Genomic DNA, 19,356 nt, shown 5'->3' on the forward strand with positions numbered 1-19,356 from the left:
GGCTAGGCCGCGGGCGCCAGCAGCTCGAGCGACCGGATCCGCGCCTCCAGCGACGGCCCGGCCGACATGACGAACACCTCGTCGGCGCCTGTGCGCTCGGCCTTGGCGGCCAGCGCGGCCCGGACCGTGGCGGCGTCCCCGGCGATGGTGCGGCCCTCCACCTCGGCCAGCAGGGGCGTTCCCTTCCACTCGGCGAGGAACGCCTCGGCGCCCTCGATGTCGGTGAAGCGCCGGCGGCGGCCGGACAGCATGGCCACGGTTCCCGCCCGTCGGGGCGCGTCCCCGCGCCAGGCGTCGTCGGCGGTCTCGGCGGCGTAGGCGATCACCGCGGTCCCGGCCCAGGGTTCGGAACGGAAGGGCGAGGGCTGGAAGGACCGGCGATAGGCGGCGATGGCGGGCCCCGCCTCGGCCCGGGCGATGAACTCGGCGAACACCATGCCGACGCCCCTGAGGCCGGCGAAGGCGGCGCTTTCCTCCGAGGTGCACAGCACGAAGACGTCCGGGTGTGAGGGGCCGGACGGATTGGCCTTGATGTCGAAGATGGGGTGCCCCTCGGGGATCGGGACCTTGCCGGCGGCGTCCAGCAGCCACGACGACAGAAGCTGGAAGTATTGCGGGAAGGCGTCCGATCCGACCGAGCGCAGGGCGCCGCCGGTGCGCGCGTCGGCGCCAAGCGCCCGGCCGAGGCCCAGGTCGATTCGTCCTGGCGCCAGGGCCTCCAGCTCCATGAAGGTCTCCGCGACCTTCAGCGGCGAGTAGTTCACCAGCATCACCCCGCCGGATCCCAGCCGGATCCGCGACGTCGCCTGGGTCAGGGCCGCGATCAGGATCTCCGGGTTGGGCGATCCCAGGGTGGCGATGTTGTGATGCTCGGCGACCCAGAAGCGGTCGTAGCCGAGCCGGTCGGCGGCGCGGGCCACCTCGATAGTCTCACGCACCGCCTGCGCCTGGGTGGCGTCTCCGGTCACGGGCGACAGGTCGAGGACGGACAATCTCAGCACGCGCGCTACTCCGTTCGGCGGGGCCCTGGCAGTCAGCTCGTCCTGGGACCTGTTTTCTTCAGTACTGCCGAAAAGCTCATCATCGTGCCTGACGGGCCCGCGATCAGGCCCCTGACGAAGACCATGCTGCGACCGCCCTTCACCACCTCGCCGGTGCACGTGACCATGTCGCCGGGCCGAGCGGTGCCCACGAACTCGCCGTTGAAGGTGGCGGTCACCGCGTGCTGGTCTTTCAACTCCTCGCGCGCGATCACGAACAGGCAGAAGTCGGCGAAGGTCATGACGCAGCCGCCGTGCATGAAGCCGCCGCCGTTCATGTGCTTTTGCTCCGCCTTGAAGGCGCACACCGGCCGGCCGTCTTCACCCATGCGGAAATAGAACGGCCCGGCCAGGTCCTCGTAGGGATCCCCGCCCGGATAGTACGACCATCCGGCCCACTCGCCCTCGGTCACCGTCGTCAGCTTCGAGACGTAGCTCGCTTCCGGATCTCCGCCGTCCATATCCCCTCCGAACACCACGCGACCGTTTGCCGGCCGCGCCTTCAAACACTAGTTTCCGGGCCGCTTACAGCCTATCGGGAGGCGTGACCATGCTGAGCCTTATCCTGGCGCTCGCGCTCGCCGATCCGCCGGTTGATCCGACGCCCGCCGACACCCGCCCGCCCGCCGACATCAGCCGGGCGGTGGACGCCAACGGCGTGCCGGCCTGGGCCAAGCGCAAGCGCAAGGAGCCGGTGCAGGCCTGCCCGACGAAGCCGAATATCGGCATCGAGACCTGGCGCGAACGCTATGAGACCACGGGCACGAACCGGCTGAAGCCGCGGCCCGACATGAATACCTGCCGCTGATATTTCCAAGATAACGATAGGGGACTGTTCCATGGCGCTCGACGCCGCGACCCGCGACCAACTGATCGACACCGTCCGCCGCTTCGTGACCGAGCGCCTGCGTCCCCTCGAGGCCCAGGTGGCGGAAGAGGACGCCATGCCCGACGACGTGGTCGAGGAGATGAAGGGGCTGGGCCTCTTCGGTCTGTCGATCCCGGAACAGTACGGCGGCCTGGACCTCTCCATGGAAGACGAGTGCCTGGTGGTGGTCGAACTCGGCCGCACGAGCCCGGCGTTCCGATCCACCTTCGGCACGAATGTCGGCATCGGCTCGCAGGCGCTGGTGATGTTCGGGACCGAGGCCCAGAAGCAGAAGTACCTGCCGGGCATCGCCTCCGGCGAGATCATCACCTCGTTCGCCCTGACCGAGCCCGAGGCCGGCTCGGACTCGGGCGCCGTGCAGACCCGGGCGGTCCGCGACGGCGACCACTACGTCCTGAACGGCGCCAAGCGCTACATCACCAACGCCGACAAGGCGGACCTCTTCACCGTGATGGCGCGGACCGATCCGAACAAGCCGGGCGGCGGCGGCGTTTCGGCCTTCCTGGTCGAGCGCAATTCGCCTGGCCTCACGGTCGGCAAGTCCGAGAAGAAGATGGGTCAGCAGGGCGCCCATGTCTCCGAGGTGTTCTTCGACAACGTCCGGGTGCCGGCAGAGAACCGCATCGGCGCCGAGGGGGAGGGCTTCAAGGTGGCCATGCAGGTCCTGGACAAGGGGCGCCTGCATATCTCCGCGCTGTGTGTCGGTGTCGCCGAGCGGCTGATCGCGGACAGCGTCGCCTATGCGTCCGATCGCAAGCAGTTCGGCCAGGCGCTCAGCCAGTTCCAGCTGATCCAGGGCATGATCGCCGACTGCAAGACCGAGGCGCTTGCGGCTAGGGCGCTGACCATGGAGACCGCCCGCAAGCGCGACGCCGGCCAGAACGTGACGATGGAGGCCGCGGCCGCCAAGTACTACGCCTCCGAGATGGTGGGGCGGGTGGCCGACCGCGCGGTGCAGATCTTCGGCGGCGCCGGCTACATCGCCGACTACGGCATCGAGCGCTTCTACCGCGACGTGCGCATCTTCCGGATCTACGAGGGCACCAGCCAGATCCAGCAGGTGATCATTGCCCGCGAGACGCTGAAGCGGGGCGGCTGATGGACCCCGTCGAAGCCGTCATCTTCGACCTGCTCGCCAAGGTCGCGGCCGGGAAGTCCATCTCGCCGGAGGACGTCGCCAAGGCGCTCGACGAAAAGGGCTGGCGCCGCGAGCTCGGCAAGGTGAGGGCAGTAGCCATCGGCCTCGCCCGTGCCGGCCGGCTGGTCATCCTGCGACACAACAAGCCGGCCGATCCGGACACGTTCAAGGGCGTCTGGCGCATGCGCCTGCCGGCCGCCGAGGGAGAGGAAAACTAGAATGATCGTCTATGGCTCCACGCTCAGCCCGTTCGTCCGCAAGACCCTGGCCTTCGCCGCCGAGAAGGGGGTCGCGGTCGAGCTCCAGCAGGCCGGCATGGGCGGCGGCCCGCCCGAGTTCAAGGACGCCAGCCCGTTCGGCAAGATGCCGGGCTTCAAGGATGGCGACTTCCTGATCTCGGATTCCACCGCGATCGTCACCTATCTCGAGGCCATCAAGCCCGAGCCGAACCTGATACCGACCGAGGCGAAGGCCCGCGCCCGCGCCGTCTGGTACGATGAGTTCGCCGATACGATCCTGGTCGGGGCCGCCGGCGCCATCTTCTTCAACCTGGTGGTCGCGCCGCGCTTCCTGAAGCAGGAGACGAACACGGCGGCGGTCGAGGCCGGCAAGGCCCAGCTTCCGAACATCTTCGGCTACCTGGAGCGGACCATCCCGGAGTCGGGCTTCCTGCTGGAAGATCGGATCACCCTGGCCGACATCGCCGTGGCCAGCCCGTTCCAGAACCTCGCCCTGTGCGGCCACGGGATCGACGCCCAGGCCTATCCGCGCACGGCCAGGTACGTCGAAGCCATCCTGGCCCGGCCGTCCTTCGCGCCGATCGTGGCCCAGGAACGTGCGATGTTCGGTCTCGCCTGAGCTGGCCTGACGCAACGTCGCCCTTTTCCGAGGGTTAACGGGCGGGCTCTATAGTCCGCCCGTCATGAAGCGCCTCGTCCTTGCCCTCCTGCTGCTGACGCTCACGGCCTGCTCGCCCATGCTGCGGCAGCAGCCGCTGAGCCCGGCCGCGGGGTTCCAGGGGCCGCGACTGGAGGCGGATGCGGTGGTCAGCTTCGACGGCGCCCGCCTGGGACTCACCAGCTGGCAGGCGGCCGGGAAGCCCTGGGCGGTGATCGTGGCCGCGCACGGCATGAACGACTACGCCAACGCCTTCCATCTCGCCGCGCCGCGCTGGGCAGAGGCTGGCGTGACCACCTACGCCTACGACCAGCGCGGATTCGGCCGCTCGCCCGGGCGCGGAATCTGGGCCGGCGACGATCTGATGATCGAGGATCTCCGGACCGTCACGGCCCTGGCGCGGGCACGTCATCCGGGCGCCGTCATCGCCGTGGTGGGCGAGAGCATGGGCGGCGCCGTGGCCGCCAGCGCCTTCGCCGCGCCCGATCCGCCGGCGGCCGACCGCCTTCTGCTGCTGTCGCCCGGCGTCTGGGGCTTCAAGGCCCAGCCGCTGCCGAACAAGACCCTGCTGTGGCTCGCGGCGAACTTCACCGCCTCAAAGGTCTACACGCCGCCGAAGTGGGTGACCGACCGCATCTCGCCGACCGACAACCGGGAGGAACTGATCCGCATGGGGCGCGACAAGCTGATGATCTGGGGCGCCCGGTCGGACACGCTCTATGGCCTGGTGAAGCTGATGGACCGCGCGGCGAAGGTCGTCGGCGATGACCACCTGCCCACCTTCTATCTGTACGGCGCCAACGACGACATCATCCCCAAGGCCGCGGCGTTCCGGGCCGCCAAGGGCCTGACCGCTTCCGATCGGTCCGCTTACTATGACGCCGGCCATCATCTGCTGACCCGCGACTATCAGCGCGAGGTGGTGATCGCCGACATGCTGAGCTTCATCCGTGATCCTTCGGCGCCGTTGCCCTCCGGCGCGCCGCCGATCCCCGGCGCGGCGACGCCTGGGGATGGATCGCGCCGCGCCGCGGGGTTGTGATATGCCCTCCATGAGCGTATCTCCCGCGAAATTCCTCCCCCGAGACGCAGAGTTCACGGCATGACCTTGTTCGATTCGCCGGCCTTCGAGGGCCATGAAGGCGTCCACGCCTTCCACGACGAAAAGAGCGGGTTGAAGGCGATCATCGCCGTGCATTCGACCGCGCGCGGCCCCGCCGCCGGCGGGTGCCGCATGTGGCCGTATCCCACCGCCGCCGACGCCCTCGAAGACGCGCTGAAGCTCTCACGGGCGATGTCCTACAAGAACGCCATGGCCGACCTGGAGCTGGGCGGCGGCAAGAGCGTCATCATCGGCGACAGCCGCACCCAGAAGACGCCGGCCCTGTTCGAGGCCTTCGGCCGCGCCGTGCAGGACCTGGGGGGCAAGTACTGGACCGCCGAGGACGTGGGCGTGTCGGTGGCGGACCTCACCCATGCCCGCCGCCAGACCCGCTTTGTGGCTGGCCTGGAGGGGCATCCCGCCGCCTCGGGCGATCCCAGCCCTGTCACCGCCGAGGGCGTATTCCGCGGCGTGCGCCTGTGTGTCCAGCGCGCCCTCAAGCGCGACCTCGACGGCGTGCGGGTGGCGATCCAGGGCGTGGGTCATGTGGGCGGCTACCTCGCCCAGAAACTCCACGCCGCGGGCGCGAAGCTCGTGATCACCGACGTAAACGCCGAGCTGCTGCGTCGAGTGGCGGCCGAGACCGGCGCCGAGATTGTCGCCCCGGCGGCCATCTTCGACGTGGACTGTGATGTCTTCGCCCCCTGCGCCATGGGCGGCGCGGTCAATCTCGACACCCTTCCGCGTATCCGGGCCAGGATCATCGCCGGCGCGGCCAACAATCAGCTCGCCGACGCCGAGACGGGCCAGGAAGTCTTCCGCCGGGGCCTGCTCTATGCGCCCGACTACGTGATCAACGGCGGCGGCATCATCAATGTCGCGGGGGAGATCCGTGCGCTGGAGCGGGACGAGGCGTTCGACGCGGCCTGGGTCGACGCCAAGCTGGATCGCCTGGCCCTGACCCTGGAAGAGGTCCTGGAGCAGGCCCTGCGCGAGCGCCGGCCGACCCACGAGGTGGCCAATGAGATCGCCCGCGCCCGGATCGCCGGCGCCGCCGAGAAGCGGGCCGCGGCCTGACCTAGCTCTGGTACGCGCGCTCCCCGTGCGATGAGAGGTCGAGGCCGTCCTCGATCGCCTCGGGGGTGGCCCGCAGGCCGACGGTGAGCTTGCAGACGAAGAGGATCGCGGCGGACGCCAGGGCTGACCAGGCGCAGACCGCCAGCAGGCCCAGCGCCTGCACGCCGAGCTGGCTGCCCATGCCCATCCCGTCCGCATAGCCGACGCCGCCCAGGGCCGGTGCGGCAAGCACGGCCACCAGCAGCGTGCCCAGGATGCCCCCGACCCCGTGCACGGCGAAGACGTCGAGGCTGTCGTCCAGCTTCAGGCGGTGCTTCACGACGTCCACGGCGTGGAAGCAGACCACGCTGGCGAGCACGCCCAGCAGCAGGCCTCCGGCAGGACCGACGAATCCGGACGCAGGCGTCACGGTGGCGAGGCCCCCGATCACGCCTGTGACGACGCCGATCATGCTGGCCCGCCCGAAGCGCAGCTTCTCGATCAGGCCCCAGGTCAGGCCGGCCGCGGCGGCGGACAGGTGGGTCGCCACGAGGGCCGAGCCCGCAGCGGCGTCGGCGGCCAGGGCGCTGCCGGCGTTGAAGCCGTACCAGCCGACCCACAGCATGGCCGCGCCCATCATGGTCATGCCCGGATTGTGCGGGGGGTGCAGCTCGCGCGGGAAGCCGTCGCGCGGGCCCAGCATCGCCACCGCCACCAGCGACGAGACGCCCGCCGTCGCGTGCACGACGATGCCGCCCGCGTAGTCCATCACCTTCATCTGGGCCAGCCAGCCGCCGCCCCACACCCAGTGGCAGACGGGCGCATAGACCAGCAGCAGCCACAGGCCGGAGAACATCAGCACCGCGCCGAAGCGGATGCGCTCCACATAGGCGCCGACGATCAGGGCGGGAGTGATGATCGCGAAGGTCATCTGGAAGGCGAAGAACACCGTCTCGGGCAGCGAGCCCGACAGGCTCTCGCGTCCGCCTGGCAGGCCGAACTTCGCGAGGTCGCCGATCAGGGGGTTGGTCCCCGAGAAGGCGAGGCTGTAGCCGCCCAGCAGCCACAGGACCGAGCCCAGGCAGGCGATGGCGACACAATGCATCATCACCGACAGGGCGTTCTTCGAGCGCACGAGCCCGGCGTAGAAGAGGGCCAGGCCGGGCAAGGTCATGAACAGCACGAGGGCCGTGGCCGCCAGGATCCAGGCCGTGTTGGCCGGGTCGGCCGAAGCCGCAGTCTGAGCTTTGGCCGTGGTCGCCAGTGCGGCCGCAGCCGTTGTGATCGCCCAAAGCGCGGGCGCCCTTCTGCGGGTCATCTGTCCATCCCTCCCGGCGACGCGGCCGCGGTTTTTCGTGGTTTGCCTGCGCGTCGTGCAAGGCGTGCATAGGAGGTGGGCAAGTGGCCCGCCAACCGCTCACGATCGCGGCGCCCGACGCCACAGGGTCTTCACCGCAAGGTCGATGAATTCCTGGGCGCCGGGCGCCGAAAGTCTGGGCAATCAGCGTTCGCCACGCCGAGCCTGCCAGCGCTCGCGGGTCAGCAGCCAGACCTGCTTCTCACCCGCGCCCGCCACGTACTGGAAGGGCTCGCGGCCGACCTCGACCGCGCCCTGCTTCTCCTTCACCCGGGCCGACGCCCGGTTCTCCACCGCGTTGGTCAGGTAGAGGAACGGCCACTCCAGGGTCTCGAACGCGAACTGCGTCACCGCCTCGGCCGCTTCGGTCATCAGGCCCTGGCCGTGCAGGTCCGGATCAAGCCAGAAGCCGCGCATGTCGCGGCGGTCCGGATCGTGCGGCCACAGGTCGATGCGGCCGCGAAGCTCGTCGTGGCCCTTCAACGTGATCGCCCAGTAGAACTGCTCGCCGCGCGCCCGCTTCTCCATGCATTGGGCGAAGTTGGTCGCCGCGCCGTCCTCCGGGTACGGCCAGGGGATCGCCGGGCCGAGGAAGCGGACCACGTCCCACTGGGGGAAGATCCGCTGTACGGCGGGAACGTCCCGCGCCTCCAGCGGACGCAGGATAAGCCGCTCCGTCTCCAGCACGGGCGTGGGCGGCAAGGGTATGGTCGTAGGTGGAGTCATCTCCGTCTCTCTTCGAATGAGCCGGAGGCCGGGGTCGCCTTCCCTTGGATCGATCAGCCCCGGCCGGTCCGGCGGGGCTGGGTCGGGAAGGCTAGGCGCCGATCAGGCGCGCACGTCCGTCCCGACGCCCCGCGAGGGCGGCGCCGTTGCAACCGGACGGATTGGCGACCTGTCTAACCATGTGGGGAGTTGTAGCACGTGGCGGCGCCCTAGTCTCCCTGCCGACGGAGCAGCGCCCGCCCCCAGAGGGCCAGCAGCACGCCCACCACGGTAGGCACGCCGCCGATGATCGACGCCATGATCACCATGTCGGTTGGCGTGAAGGGATGGGTCTCGCCGCCGAACAGGGCGCCGCCCATGAAGACCAGGGTGCAAAGGCCGCACAGGCCCGCGATGAGGACGCCGCCCGCGAGCAGCGCGCCGCCGAAGTACCGGCGCACCTTGCCCGTGTCCCCGGTCATGGCTTTCCCCCAGCATCGTCGCTGAACACGGCGAGGTCGCCGCCTCGCGTCGGCGCCGTCGGTCGCCGCAGCCTGCGCCCCCACCGAAACAGCAGGACCCCGATCAGGGTCGGCAGGCCGCCCACCGCGCCGACCAGCAGCAGGATCGACGGCAGGTCGCCGGGATGACGGAACGAGTCCATGATCGACGCGCCGGCGAAGATGACGGTGCACGTGCCGCACAGGGCGGCGATCAGACCTCCGACGGCCATCAGGGCGCCGCCGATGAACTTCAGCTCCGGACTCGGTTCGCCCGCGGTCATTGTTGTTGTCCCCGTTCAAGGGCCTCGGCCCCCGCCGCGCCCGGCCGGTAGAAGGTGTTGAAGGTGTCGAAGGGGATGATCCGGCCGTCCGGCTGCACGAAGTGCACGCAACTCCGCTTCACCGTCCCCAGGTCGAAGTTGAAGCGGTCCAGGAACTGGCTGACGACGACGCGGAAGGTGTTCTCGTAGGCGACCTCCTGCGGCACGGCCGCCTCGGGCAGGCAGCAGAGCAGCGAGGCCAGCTTCTCCGAGGCGTTGCCCTGGGCGGTCGACAGCGACAGCAGTTCGAACACCTTCTCGCGCAGCTCCGGATAGCTCTCGAAGGTCACGGTGTTGGGGGCCGCCGCCACGAACAGCTCGCGCGGCAGCATCGCCGTCACCGGCCGCACCTCGCGACCGTTCCTGAGGCCGTAGCCGATGCAGATCTGGTCTGGGTTGCAGGGGAGGGGAATGAGGTCCTCCAGCTCGAAGACCCCGGCGTCGGCGATCCTGCGGCGCACCTCGGTCAGGACCATCCGGTGGCGGCGGGCGTCAAAGGCCTCGTTGCGGCCTGCGTCCTGGATCGGCTGGAATGTCACGCCGCGCACGCACCGCCAGTCCAGGGCGAACCGGACGATGTCGGCGATCTCGTCGTCGTTGACGCCCTTCTTGAGGGTCACCACCAGGGTCGTGGAGATGTTGTTGCGCTCCAGCGCCTCCAGCGCCTCGATCCGCACGCGGGTCAGATCCGCGCCGCGCAGGGCCATCAGCGCGTCGCGCTTCAGGCTGTCGAACTGCAGGTAGACCTCGAAGCCCGGCATGTAGCCGGCCAGCCGCTCGGCGAAGCCGGGCTCACGGGCGATCTTGAGGCCGTTGGTGTTGATCATCAGATGCCGGATCGGCCGGGCCTTGGCGGCGTCCAGGATCGCCCAGAAGGCCGGGTGGATCGTCGGCTCGCCGCCCGAGAGCTGAACCAGGTCGGGCTCGCCCTCGGCCGCGACGATCACGTCCAGCATCTGCTCGACCTCGGCCAGCGGCCGGTGACCCTCGCGCTTCACCGAACTGTCGGCGAAGCAGACAGGGCACGAGAGGTTGCAGGCCTCGTTGATCTCGATGATCGCCAGGCAGGAATGCTGCTCGTGGTCGGGGCAGAGGCCGCAATCGTAGGGACAGCCGTGGTCGGTGCGCGTCGCCACGGACAGGGGGCGGTCGCCGGGCTTCAGCCAGTCGCGCTGGGACTTCCAGTAGGCGAGGTCGTCGGCCACCAGGGTCTTCTGCACCCCATGCTCGCGGCAGCGCTTCTGGAAGAAGACATGGTCGCCCTCCGCGACCACCTTGGCCGGGACGAGGCTAAGGCACGTCTCGCACAGGCTCGTGGTCTGGCCCAGGAACAGATAGGGCGCGGCCTTGCGCACGCTCGCGGGCGACGTCTCCGCGCCAGTAGATCCATCCATACGCCACGAGCCCCCCGCACAGGATGTGGAACAGGTTAAGCGGCCCGATCAACCCTGGATAGGGTTTGAGGAACTCCCAACCGAACCGCGTCGCCCCGTACCATATGCAGAGGGCATAGAAGCCGCGCCTGACCGCCCGCGCGCGGCGGCGGCCCAGCCCCTCCAGATAGAGGGCCAGGAACACGGCCATCGCGAGGCTCTCATAAAGCTGCACGGGATGGCGGCCGATCCCGTCTCCGAGGTCGACGGCGAAGGGCAGCGCGGTCGGCGCGCCATAGGTCCCGTCGGCCAGGCCGGCGAACAGGCAGCCCCAGCGTCCGATCACGACCCCGAGGGCGAAGGGGCCGACGAACACCCCGCCGGTCGAACCGTGCACGCCGCGCAGGGCCTTGTAGATCTCGACCCCCACGATGGCGCCGACCAGGGCGCCGACGACGCTGTGCGAGAGGGCGGGCGTCGCGTCCTGGAGGCTGTTGAGGGAGCCGGCCATCCAGGCCCCCGGAATGGCGCCGGCGACAAGCGCGCCGAAGTAGCCACCGCCCACCTTGCCGGCGACGTCCGCCGTGAGGGCCTTGAGCCGCCAGCGGTAGAGGAGCGCGCTGAGGCTCAGCCCCGCGCCCCAGGCGGCAAGGTCGAACAGCGTATGCGCCCAGGTCGCGGTGGGGACGGCGATCATGCCGCGCCATGAGCGCAGGCGAATCGCCCCCGCTCAAGCCGGCGGCGAAGCCTCGACGGCGCCGCCGGGCGCGGCGAACGCGGCGCTCCCGCGGCCCTGGTCCCTCCGGGCGGGGGCCGGCTCCTCGCTGGTCCCCTCGCCGTCGATGCGCGCATGGATGGTGCAGACGACGCCATCGGCGGGATAGTCGATGCGGACCGTGCCGTTGAGGTCGGCGGCCAGTCCCTTCTCGATCAGCCGGCTGCCGAAACCTCGTCGAACGGGTGGGGAGACGTGCGGTCCGTCCCGCTCGCGCCAGACCGCGGTGAGGTCCTTGTGCCCGCGGCCGCGCTTCAGGCTCCAGGTGAAGTCCACGTGTCCCTCGGGCGTGGAGAGGGCGCCGTACTTGACGGCGTTGGTCGCCAGCTCGTGCAGGGCCAGGGCGACGGCGATGGCGGTCTTGGGCGGGACCCGCACCTTCGGCCCCGACAGTGAGATGCGGCCTTCGCCGAGGCCCAAACGGAACGGCTGGGCGGCCTGCGCAGCGATCTCGCCAAGATCGGCGCCTGACCACTGCTCATTGGTCAGGACGTCATGCGCCTTGGACAGCGCCAGGATCCGGGAGGTGAGGGTGTCGCGCGTGCGAAGGGAGGCGTCCGCCCCGCGCATGGTGTGAGCCACGATCGACTGCACCGTGGCCAGGGTGTTCTTCACCCGATGGTTCAGCTCGTTGACCATCAGACGCAGGTGCTGCCGATCCTGCTGCTGACGGCGCACGGCGGAACGCAGGGCCTCCAGGCGGTCACGCGCCTCGTACTGACGCCGGCGCCCCCTCAGCGCGGTCTGCACCATGCTGACCAGCGTGGTGGGATGGAATGGCCGCTCCAGGAAGCTCACGTTCCCCAGCGCCTGGCTGTATCGCAGCGTCGCCGGATTACGCTCGAGGCCGCCGCCTCGCTGGGCGAGTACGATCATCGGGAAGTCGGACCAGGCCGGCTGGGCGTCCACCCGCCCCGCCAGCGGACGAAAGTCGTCGTCCTGCAGCACCTCCTCCACGATCAGAGCAAGGCCAGCGCCCTCGTCGTAGGCGCGGCAGAGGGCGGGCAGGTCCATGCAGATGGCGGGCTCGAAGCCGGCTTCCTTCAGGATGGCGGCGGCGACGGCGGAATCACGACCGAACGGCGCGAGGATCAGCGCGCGCTCGGGGCCGGAGGCTGCGGTCTCGTTCATTCGGCGGCGGTGTCCAGGAGGCCGTGGTTCTCGCCGACGAAGTCGGGGACGCCGCGCAGGATGCCCTGAAACTGGTTCAGCGGCGCGCCCAGCGTGATGCCCCGCCCGTCGATCTCATATTCGCGGATGGTTCGCTCGTGCGGGCCGGCGCGTTTCTTCACCACGGATATGGCGCGGCGGACCTCGCCCAGGGCTTCGAAGTACCGCAGGAGCAGGACGGTGTCGGCCAGATAGGTCACGTCGACCGGGGTCCGCATGTCGCCGACCAGGCCATGCTGCGCGACCGTCAGGAAGGTCGAGGCGCCCTGACGGTTCAGGTACTGCAGCAGCTCATGCATGTGGAGCAGGAGGTAGTGCTCCTCGGGCATCGCCGCCTGGTAGCCGTTGAGGCTGTCGAGGATCACCGTCTGCGCGCCGGAATCGGCGACGCATTCCCGAACGCGGGAGGTGAATTCGCCCGGGGAGAGTTCGGCCGCGTCCACCTGCTCGACGATCATCGATCCGTCTTTCTGCAGCGCCTGCAGGTCCAGTCCGAACCGTCGGGTGCGTTCAATCAGGAGGCCAAGCTCCTCGTCGAAGACGAACATCGCGGCGCGTTCTCCGCGCTGGATGGCCGAAACGGCGAACTGCAGGGTCAGCAGGGATTTGCCCGTCCCAGCGGGGCCGAGGATCAGGCAGCTCGTCCCGCGCTCCAGGCCTCCGCCCATAAGCTCGTCGAGAGGCGGCAGACCGCTCGAGCGGGGCGTGCGGTCGATCGGCCCGCGATGCTCGGCAGAGACCAGCCGCGGAAAGACTTCCAGCCCACCCGTGCGGATCGTGAAGTCATGATAGCCGCCACGGAATTTGCGGCCCCGGTACTTGGTCACGCGCGCACGCCGCCGCTCGGCGCCGTACTCGGGCGCCAGCTCCTCCAGCCGCACGACGCCGTGGGCGACGCTGTGCACCGTCTTGTCCGAGACTTCGGCGGTCAGGTCGTCCAGCAGCACGACGGTTGCGCCGTGCTTCGCGAAATAGTGCTTCAGCGCGAGCACCTGCCGGCGGTAGCGCAGCGATCCCTGTGCGAGCAGGCGGATCTCCGAGAGACTGTCGATGACCACGCGGCTCGGCTCCGCGGCTTCCACCGCGTCGAGGATCATGCGGGTGGTCTCGCCAAGTTCCAGGTCGGACGAATAGAGCAGGCTCTGCTGGTGCTGCTCGTCCAGCAGGTTCTCGGGCGGCGTGAGTTCGAAGACGTCCACCCCGTCCAGCGACCAGCCGTGCGAGGCCGCCGTGTCGCGAAGCTCGGCCTCGGTCTCGGAAAGCGTGACGTACAGGGTGCGTTCGCCGGCCGCCGCGCCGGCCCGCAGGAAGCTGAGCGCGGCCGTGGTCTTGCCGGTTCCGGGGCTGCCCTCGAACAGGAACACGCGGTTCCGCTTCAGGCCGCCGCCGAGGATATCGTCCAGCCCCGAGATGCCCGTGGAGGCGTCATCGGCGTGCTGCGCCGCAATGGTCGTCATCTCTCCTCGTCGCGCTGCCCAACATTCGTCCCGCCCCAGGGGCAGGGAATGTCGAGCGGCAGCGTTGGTTCCCGCCAGACGCGGAGTCAGACCGCGCGGGGGTCCCGCACCGCGCTGAGGAGGATCAGGAAGGCCGCCGCCAGGAAGCCTAAAGAAGCCCCGAACACCACATTGTAGCCGAAGGCGTCAGCCACCTGACCGCCGACCAGCGGGCCCAGCGTGGCGGTTATGCTCTCAGCGGTCGCCGACACGGCGATGCGCATCGGCAAATCCTCGCGCGAGCCGAACTCCAGGATCATTGTGTTTGCGGCCATCATGTAGCCGGCCTGCGACGCGCCGAGGCCCGCGAAGGCCAGGAACATCGCGACGACATCATGGATGTTCATCAGGAGGACCGTGGAGCCGATCCAGCCGGCGACGGACAGCAGCAACACCAGGCGGAACCCGGTCTTGTCGCCGAGGTAGCCCCAGATCAGGTTCGACGCGGTGTCTGCGCCCAGGTAGGCGAGTGAGAGCAGCCCAAGTGTGGGACCATCCAGGCCGACCTTCTGGCCGACGTAGAGGATGTAGAAGGGGGAGGCCATGCGGGCCGAGGTGGCCAGCATCTGCACCAGCAGAAAGAAGCCGTAGGCCCGATCCTGTCGGATCAGGCTGGGAAATTCCCGCAGCCGATCTCGGAAGCGGGCCTGGGGCCGGGTGGTGGGCGGCTCCGGCTCCTTCATTAGGACCTGCAGCGCCCAGAGCCCGAGGCTGGTCAGGACGAAGGCGAAGACGAAGGTGGTGGAATAGCCGTTCCCGAACAGGTTCGGGCCGATGAAGTACTTCCCCGCCACCCAGGCCAGGATGGCGGCGATCAAGCCCCCGGTGGCGTTCCGCCATGCCTGCAGGCGACCCCGCCGGCTGATCGGGATCACCTTGGACATCAGCAGGTTGAAGACCACCCGCTGCGCGCCCATGAAGACGCCGAACATCAGCATGAAGAACAGCAGGGCGATGACCAGCGGCTGGTCCTTGAGCAGCCAGCCCGAGATGCCCATGCCCAGGATCGCCAGGCGCCCCAGGCTTCCCATCCAGACAGCCGCCGGCATGACCTTCTTGCGGTGCTCGATCTTCGTCGCCCCGAAGATGGGCGAGATGACCCCGCCAACCTGCTGGAGCGCCAGGCCGAGGCCGACGACGGCGTTCGAGCCGGACACCATGTGCAGATAAGCCGGCAGGAAGGTGGGGGCGTTCACGAGCCGGAAGCCGGTCATCCCCAGCATGCCGTGCAGGTAGTGGCCGGCGTAGTTGCGACGAAGATTGTCCCAGACGAACTTCTCGTAAGCCGCCTCACGTGCAGCGAGGTCGTCCTCGGCAGACTGCGCGCTGGGCGCGGCTTCGGCGTCCGGTTTGGAATCCAAGTTCTGTCACCTCCGCGGCGCGGGTCTGTCGCCCGCGTCCCCGGCTCCTCCCTGGGTCGTTGGAATTCGAAAGTCCGGTCCGCAATGGGACCTTTCAGCCGACAATGCTAGGGGGATTTGTCCCCCGCGCAACGCCAATCGCCAGCCGATCTCGCCTCAACCGCGCAATAACTTGACCGCCCCCGCGGCGCCTCGTCACAGTCCCGCTTCGATCTGGGAGACGTGCATGCGGCGATGGATTCTTGGGGCAGCGGCGGCGCTCGGCGTCAGCGGCGCGGCCCATGCGGCGGACTTCGTCGTAGTGTCCTCCAGCGACCCGACCATCGCGCGGGGGCAAGCCTATGAGAGCGGCGCGCTGATCCAACTGGCGGCCGGCAAGTCGATCGTCCTGATCGACACCGCGGGCCAGGTCACACGCCTCACTGGTGGTCCACGCGGGGCGGTCGCGCCCCGCCGTCAGCTTGCGAGCGTCAGCGACGAGCGCATCACCATCCTGAAGCGCCTGGTGGAGCCGCCGCGGGTGCGCCGGTCAGGTCCGTCCGGCAAGGTCTGCCCGGCAGCCGACATGACCCGGCTCGACGGCATCGTGGAGGTGGCCCAGGTCGACGGCTGCCTCGCCACCGCAAGGACCGCCTTCGAGGCCTACGTGGCCAAGGCGCTCGAGCCGTAGCGGTCGCCGACGCGGGTCTAGATGCGCCGGTATTCCAGCTTCGAGCCGTCCTCGAGCTTGCCGGTCAGGGCCACCCAGTTGCCCTGGGCGTCGTAGAAGTCGTCGATCTCGGCGTCGCCGCGGATCCGCCAGTGGCCCGGCTTCACCTTGGTCGTGGTGACCTTCAGGAGCTGGCCCTCCTGCTGGTTGAACAGGGGTCTGCCGAAGGTGGCCTGGTTCCAGTGGCTGAGCGGCACGGCGTCGGCGGGGCCGCGCACCGCGCCCTTCGGCCCGGCGATCTGCACGTGGCCGCCCATCTGGCGGCCGGAGGCTTTGTAGACCTTCCCGTTGCCGTTCGTGGTGGTCTCGATGCTAGCCCACTTGCCGCCCGACCACTTCTCCACTGCGGAGTGCTTGTACTTGTAGACCGGCACCGGGCCGACCTTCACGGTCAGGGCGACGTCGGTAGTGATGGTGCGGTCGTCGTCGCCGCCGCTGAAGGACATGTGGTGCTCGCCCACCTTGGTCCCGTTGCGGAAGACGGCGAACGCGAGCTTTCCGGGCGGACCGGCCAGGACGGCGCTGGGCGCGAGCGCGAGGCCCGCGGCTCCCACGATCAGCTCGCGGCGCGCGATCAGCAGGCGGTCGGTCATGGTGGCGATCCTTGCCGGTTCGGTACGCACACTATCTAGCGCGCAGTCGTGAAGGTTCCAGTGGGCGCGCCGCGACGGATCGCAGCGGCGCGCCAGATACGGCCTGCGCACCTGGCGGATGCAAGGGCGGGTGGCGTCAGTGGCCGGGGCGCGGCTTGAACGTGCGGGGCTCGGCGACAGGCAGGGGCTTTTCCGGCGCCTTTTGGCCATGCTGTGGGCTCGGCGCGGCCTTGGGGAAGACCAGCCCGAGCCCGCTGTCCTGCTGCTGGAGACCACGTGTCATCTTCGGCTTTTCCGGGGCGGACGAATTCATGACTCACGCCGCGACCGGAAGCGAATCGGCGGGGCGCACATCCACGTGAACGGTCAGCGCCGTCGCGCCGGCGTCGCCGTATATCGCGCCGCAGATGGGTGCAGCTTCGGGCGGTGTCCGTGCGACCGCGACGGGGATGAGGTCGCCGCTCTCCGCCAGGGCGTTGGTCGGGTCGAACTCGGTCCAGCCCAGATCCGGCAGGAACACTTCGCACCAGGCGTGCGTGGCGCCGGCGCCCCTGAGGTCGCGGTGGCCCGGACAGTAGAGGTAGCCGGTGACGAACCGCGCGGCGTATCCAAGCCGCCTCAGCGCCTCGACCATTAGCCAGGCGAAGTCGCGGCAGGTTCCGGACCCCAGCCGCACCGTATGCGACGGGTCCTGCGCGGCGCCGATGTCCCGAGGCTCGTAGGCAAAGGTATCGTGGATCGTCTGGTTCATCCGGAGCAGGAACTGCAGGGCCGGTTCGTGAGGATCCGTCACCTGGCTCCTCAGCCACCTGAGGAGTACGCCATCCGGGTCGTCGGTCGCCGGCCGGACGAACGGCTCCAGCACGGCGCGGTCCGTGGCGGCGTAGACGATCGGCGTCGTGGTCTGCGGGTCTTCGACCTGGGGGTCCGAGAGCTGGGCCGGAAAGCGCTCGATCAGCAGCTCGCTGACAATGGACAGCCGCGTCGCGGCGCCGGCTGGGGTGAACCGGCATACCGAATTGCCCAGGGCGTCATAGAACCAGCGCACCTCGCCGGGCGGCGAGAGGGTCAGGGTCGCGTCGGCTACCCGGATGGCATGGCTGTCGCGCGGCCGCAGCAGCATCCGGTGCGCGGCGAAGGTGACGGGCCGCTCATAGGCATAGATCGTCTCATGGCGGATGGACAGGCGGGGCATCTCCGCCGAAACCCCGTGCGGCGGGCCGGGTTCCCGCCATTGCCCTCCGTGCGTGCGCGTGCGAGGCAGCGGCATGACGACGACGGACGTGATCGTGATTGGCGCGGGCCACAACGGCCTCACCTGCGCCGCCTATCTTGCTGCTGCGGGCCTGAAGGTCACCGTCCTGGAACGGCGAGCCGTGGTCGGCGGCGCGGCCGTGACCGAGGAATTCCACCCCGGCTTCCGCAATTCGGTGGCCAGCTACACGGTCTCGCTGCTCAATCCGAAGGTCATCCGCGACCTGGACCTCCCTCGCCATGGCCTGAAGGTCGTCGAGCGGCGGATGTCGAACTTCCTGCCGCTGGACGGAGACCACTTCTTCGTCGGCGAGGGGCGCACCAAGGCCGAGGTCGCCCGCTTCTCCACCAAAGACGCCGAGCGCCTGGACGCCTATGGCGACCGCCTCGACCGGATCGCCGACGTGCTGCGGGAGATCGTGCTCGAAACGCCGCCGAACCTGGTGGAAGGCGGGCTTGCCGAAGCGCTGCCCGAGTTGCTCAAAAGCGCCGTCCTCGGCCGCCGGCTGTCCAAGCTGGATCTCACCGCCAAGCGCGACCTGCTGGCCCTCTTTTCGCAATCGGCGGGCGACTGGCTGGACGGCTGGTTCGAGAGTGATCCGATCAAGGCGGCCTACGGATTCGATGGCGTCGTGGGCGCTTACGCCAGCCCCTATACGCCCGGCACGGCCTACGTCCTTCTTCACCATGTCTTCGGCGAGGTGAACGGCAAGAAAGGCGCGTGGGGGCATGCCGTCGGCGGCATGGGCGCGATCACCCAGGCCATGGCCGCCTGCTGCCGCGAGCGCGGCGTGACGATACGCACCGATGCGGAGATCGCCGAGGTGATCACGGAGAAAGGTCGCGCCGTCGGCGTGGTGACGGTCGGGGGAGAGACGCTGCGGGCTCGGGCCGTGGTGTCGAACATCCATCCGCAGCTTCTCTTCCAGAAGCTGGTCGATCCCGGCGTCCAGCCGGCGGACTTCCGCGAGCGGATGGCCCGCTACAAATCCGGCTCCGGCACCTTCCGCATGAACGTGGCGCTCTCCGAACTGCCTCGCTTCGCCGTCGCACCCGAACCCGGCGACCATATGACGGCCGGCATCATCATGGCGCCGACACTGGCCTACATGGACCGGGCCTTCATGGACGCGCGAACGCACGGCTGGTCCAAGGAGCCGATCGTCGAGATGCTGATCCCCTCGACCCTCGACGACACCCTGGCCCCGGCGGGTCAGCACGTGGCCAGCCTGTTCTGCCAGCACGTCGCTCCGGACCTCGGGCCGGGGCGCTCCTGGGACGACCACCGGGACGAGGTCGCCGACCTGATGATCGCCACGGTGGACCGGCACGCGCCCGGGTTCGCGAAGTCCGTGGTCGGCCGGCAGGTGCTGTCGCCGCTGGACCTGGAGCGGACGCTGGGGCTGGTGGGCGGAGACATCTTCCACGGCCGGTTGACGCTGGATCAGCTTTTCTCGGCCCGGCCGGTGCTGGGCGCGGGCGACCATCGGACGCCCGTCAGGGGCCTCTACCAGTGCGGCGCCGGCACGCATCCGGGCGGCGGGGTCACCGGTGCGCCAGGCCACAATGCGGCGCGCGAGATCCTGCGGGACGTCAGGCGCAGGCGGGTCTGAGGTTC

General features: G+C 69.3%; 22 protein-coding genes. 8 read left to right on the top strand and 14 right to left on the bottom strand.

All coding sequences use genetic code 11. From position 1 onward, the window contains the following. Positions 1-2: 2 nt before the first annotated feature. Both DJ019_RS15440 and DJ019_RS15445 read right to left on the bottom strand, forming a co-directional pair. The gene (locus DJ019_RS15440; protein WP_165844035.1) at positions 3-1,001 is read right to left on the bottom strand and encodes an MsnO8 family LLM class oxidoreductase; all 999 of its coding nucleotides are present in this window, start codon (positions 999-1,001) and stop codon (positions 3-5) included. 32 nt (positions 1,002-1,033) lie between these two features. After that, entirely contained in the window at positions 1,034-1,501 is a 468-nt protein-coding gene (locus DJ019_RS15445) for a PaaI family thioesterase (protein ID WP_111276959.1), read from the bottom strand. Between the two features lie 89 nt (positions 1,502-1,590). On the opposite strand from DJ019_RS15445, the gene DJ019_RS15450 reads away from it, so the two are divergent. From DJ019_RS15450 to DJ019_RS15475, 6 genes are all read left to right on the top strand, one after another. Beyond that, entirely contained in the window at positions 1,591-1,848 is a 258-nt protein-coding gene (locus DJ019_RS15450; RefSeq protein ID WP_111276960.1) for a hypothetical protein, read from the top strand. A gap of 31 nt (positions 1,849-1,879) precedes the next feature. Next, complete coding sequence (locus tag DJ019_RS15455; RefSeq protein WP_111276961.1) at positions 1,880-3,028, top strand: acyl-CoA dehydrogenase family protein; 1,149 nt, start codon at positions 1,880-1,882, stop codon at positions 3,026-3,028. Then, positions 3,028-3,285: a DUF3253 domain-containing protein gene (locus tag DJ019_RS15460; RefSeq protein ID WP_111276962.1), complete on the top strand. Its 258-nt coding sequence runs from the start codon at positions 3,028-3,030 to the stop codon at positions 3,283-3,285. Before DJ019_RS15455 ends, DJ019_RS15460 begins: the two co-directional genes overlap by 1 nt. A 1-nt stretch (position 3,286) precedes the next feature. Beyond that, a complete protein-coding gene (locus DJ019_RS15465) occupies positions 3,287-3,925 on the top strand; it encodes a glutathione S-transferase family protein (protein ID WP_111276963.1) in 639 nt (212 codons plus the stop codon). A gap of 64 nt (positions 3,926-3,989) precedes the next feature. Continuing rightward, positions 3,990-5,006, top strand: coding sequence for an alpha/beta fold hydrolase (locus DJ019_RS15470; RefSeq protein WP_111276964.1), 1,017 nt, complete (start codon positions 3,990-3,992; stop codon positions 5,004-5,006). 60 nt (positions 5,007-5,066) lie between these two features. Further along, positions 5,067-6,143 (top strand): Glu/Leu/Phe/Val dehydrogenase dimerization domain-containing protein, encoded by a 1,077-nt coding sequence (locus tag DJ019_RS15475; protein WP_111276965.1) that lies wholly within the window; start codon positions 5,067-5,069, stop codon positions 6,141-6,143. A gap of 1 nt (position 6,144) precedes the next feature. Here the strand turns inward: DJ019_RS15475 and DJ019_RS15480 are convergent, their stop codons facing one another. From DJ019_RS15480 to DJ019_RS15520, 9 genes are all read right to left on the bottom strand, one after another. Next, entirely contained in the window at positions 6,145-7,440 is a 1,296-nt protein-coding gene (locus DJ019_RS15480) for an ammonium transporter (protein ID WP_111276966.1), read from the bottom strand. A gap of 183 nt (positions 7,441-7,623) precedes the next feature. Next, positions 7,624-8,205 carry a GNAT family N-acetyltransferase gene (locus DJ019_RS15485; RefSeq protein WP_111276967.1) on the bottom strand — a complete coding sequence of 194 codons (582 nt, stop codon included), beginning with the start codon at positions 8,203-8,205 and terminating at the stop codon, positions 7,624-7,626. Positions 8,206-8,414: 209 nt separating this feature from the next. Further along, on the bottom strand, positions 8,415-8,666 hold the full coding sequence (locus DJ019_RS15490) for a hypothetical protein (RefSeq protein WP_111276968.1): 252 nt from the start codon (positions 8,664-8,666) through the stop codon (positions 8,415-8,417). Further along, positions 8,663-8,968: a hypothetical protein gene (locus tag DJ019_RS15495; RefSeq protein ID WP_111276969.1), complete on the bottom strand. Its 306-nt coding sequence runs from the start codon at positions 8,966-8,968 to the stop codon at positions 8,663-8,665. Before DJ019_RS15495 ends, DJ019_RS15490 begins: the two co-directional genes overlap by 4 nt. After that, entirely contained in the window at positions 8,965-10,362 is a 1,398-nt protein-coding gene (locus DJ019_RS15500; protein WP_240606506.1) for a radical SAM protein, read from the bottom strand. Before DJ019_RS15500 ends, DJ019_RS15495 begins: the two co-directional genes overlap by 4 nt. Beyond that, a complete protein-coding gene (locus tag DJ019_RS15505) occupies positions 10,298-11,077 on the bottom strand; it encodes a prolipoprotein diacylglyceryl transferase family protein (RefSeq protein ID WP_111276971.1) in 780 nt (259 codons plus the stop codon). The genes DJ019_RS15500 and DJ019_RS15505 overlap by 65 nt, the downstream gene beginning before the upstream one ends. 33 nt (positions 11,078-11,110) lie before the next feature. Then, the gene (locus tag DJ019_RS15510; protein ID WP_111276972.1) at positions 11,111-12,286 is read right to left on the bottom strand and encodes a sensor histidine kinase; all 1,176 of its coding nucleotides are present in this window, start codon (positions 12,284-12,286) and stop codon (positions 11,111-11,113) included. Continuing rightward, positions 12,283-13,782 (bottom strand): ATPase domain-containing protein, encoded by a 1,500-nt coding sequence (locus DJ019_RS15515; protein ID WP_111276973.1) that lies wholly within the window; start codon positions 13,780-13,782, stop codon positions 12,283-12,285. Before DJ019_RS15515 ends, DJ019_RS15510 begins: the two co-directional genes overlap by 4 nt. Positions 13,783-13,868: 86 nt before the next feature. Then, positions 13,869-15,182, bottom strand: coding sequence for an MFS transporter (locus tag DJ019_RS15520; RefSeq protein WP_111276974.1), 1,314 nt, complete (start codon positions 15,180-15,182; stop codon positions 13,869-13,871). A gap of 226 nt (positions 15,183-15,408) precedes the next feature. Between DJ019_RS15520 and DJ019_RS15525 the strand changes: the two genes are divergently transcribed. After that, on the top strand, positions 15,409-15,852 hold the full coding sequence (locus DJ019_RS15525; protein ID WP_111276975.1) for a hypothetical protein: 444 nt from the start codon (positions 15,409-15,411) through the stop codon (positions 15,850-15,852). Between the two features lie 17 nt (positions 15,853-15,869). On the opposite strand, the gene DJ019_RS15530 is transcribed toward DJ019_RS15525, so the two are convergent. From DJ019_RS15530 to DJ019_RS15535, 3 genes are all read right to left on the bottom strand, one after another. Further along, complete coding sequence (locus DJ019_RS15530; protein ID WP_111276976.1) at positions 15,870-16,484, bottom strand: DUF6134 family protein; 615 nt, start codon at positions 16,482-16,484, stop codon at positions 15,870-15,872. Between the two features lie 136 nt (positions 16,485-16,620). Beyond that, positions 16,621-16,767 (bottom strand): hypothetical protein, encoded by a 147-nt coding sequence (locus DJ019_RS21020; protein WP_165844036.1) that lies wholly within the window; start codon positions 16,765-16,767, stop codon positions 16,621-16,623. Positions 16,768-16,800: 33 nt separating this feature from the next. Next, positions 16,801-17,679, bottom strand: a complete 879-nt coding sequence (locus DJ019_RS15535; RefSeq protein ID WP_111276977.1) for a transglutaminase family protein — start codon at positions 17,677-17,679, stop codon at positions 16,801-16,803. Positions 17,680-17,752: 73 nt separating this feature from the next. On the opposite strand from DJ019_RS15535, the gene DJ019_RS15540 reads away from it, so the two are divergent. After that, a complete protein-coding gene (locus tag DJ019_RS15540) occupies positions 17,753-19,351 on the top strand; it encodes a phytoene desaturase family protein (protein ID WP_111276978.1) in 1,599 nt (532 codons plus the stop codon). Positions 19,352-19,356 lie beyond the last annotated feature (5 nt).

This window comes from Phenylobacterium kunshanense, from assembly GCF_003254525.1.
GTDB lineage: Bacteria > Pseudomonadota > Alphaproteobacteria > Caulobacterales > Caulobacteraceae > Phenylobacterium > Phenylobacterium kunshanense.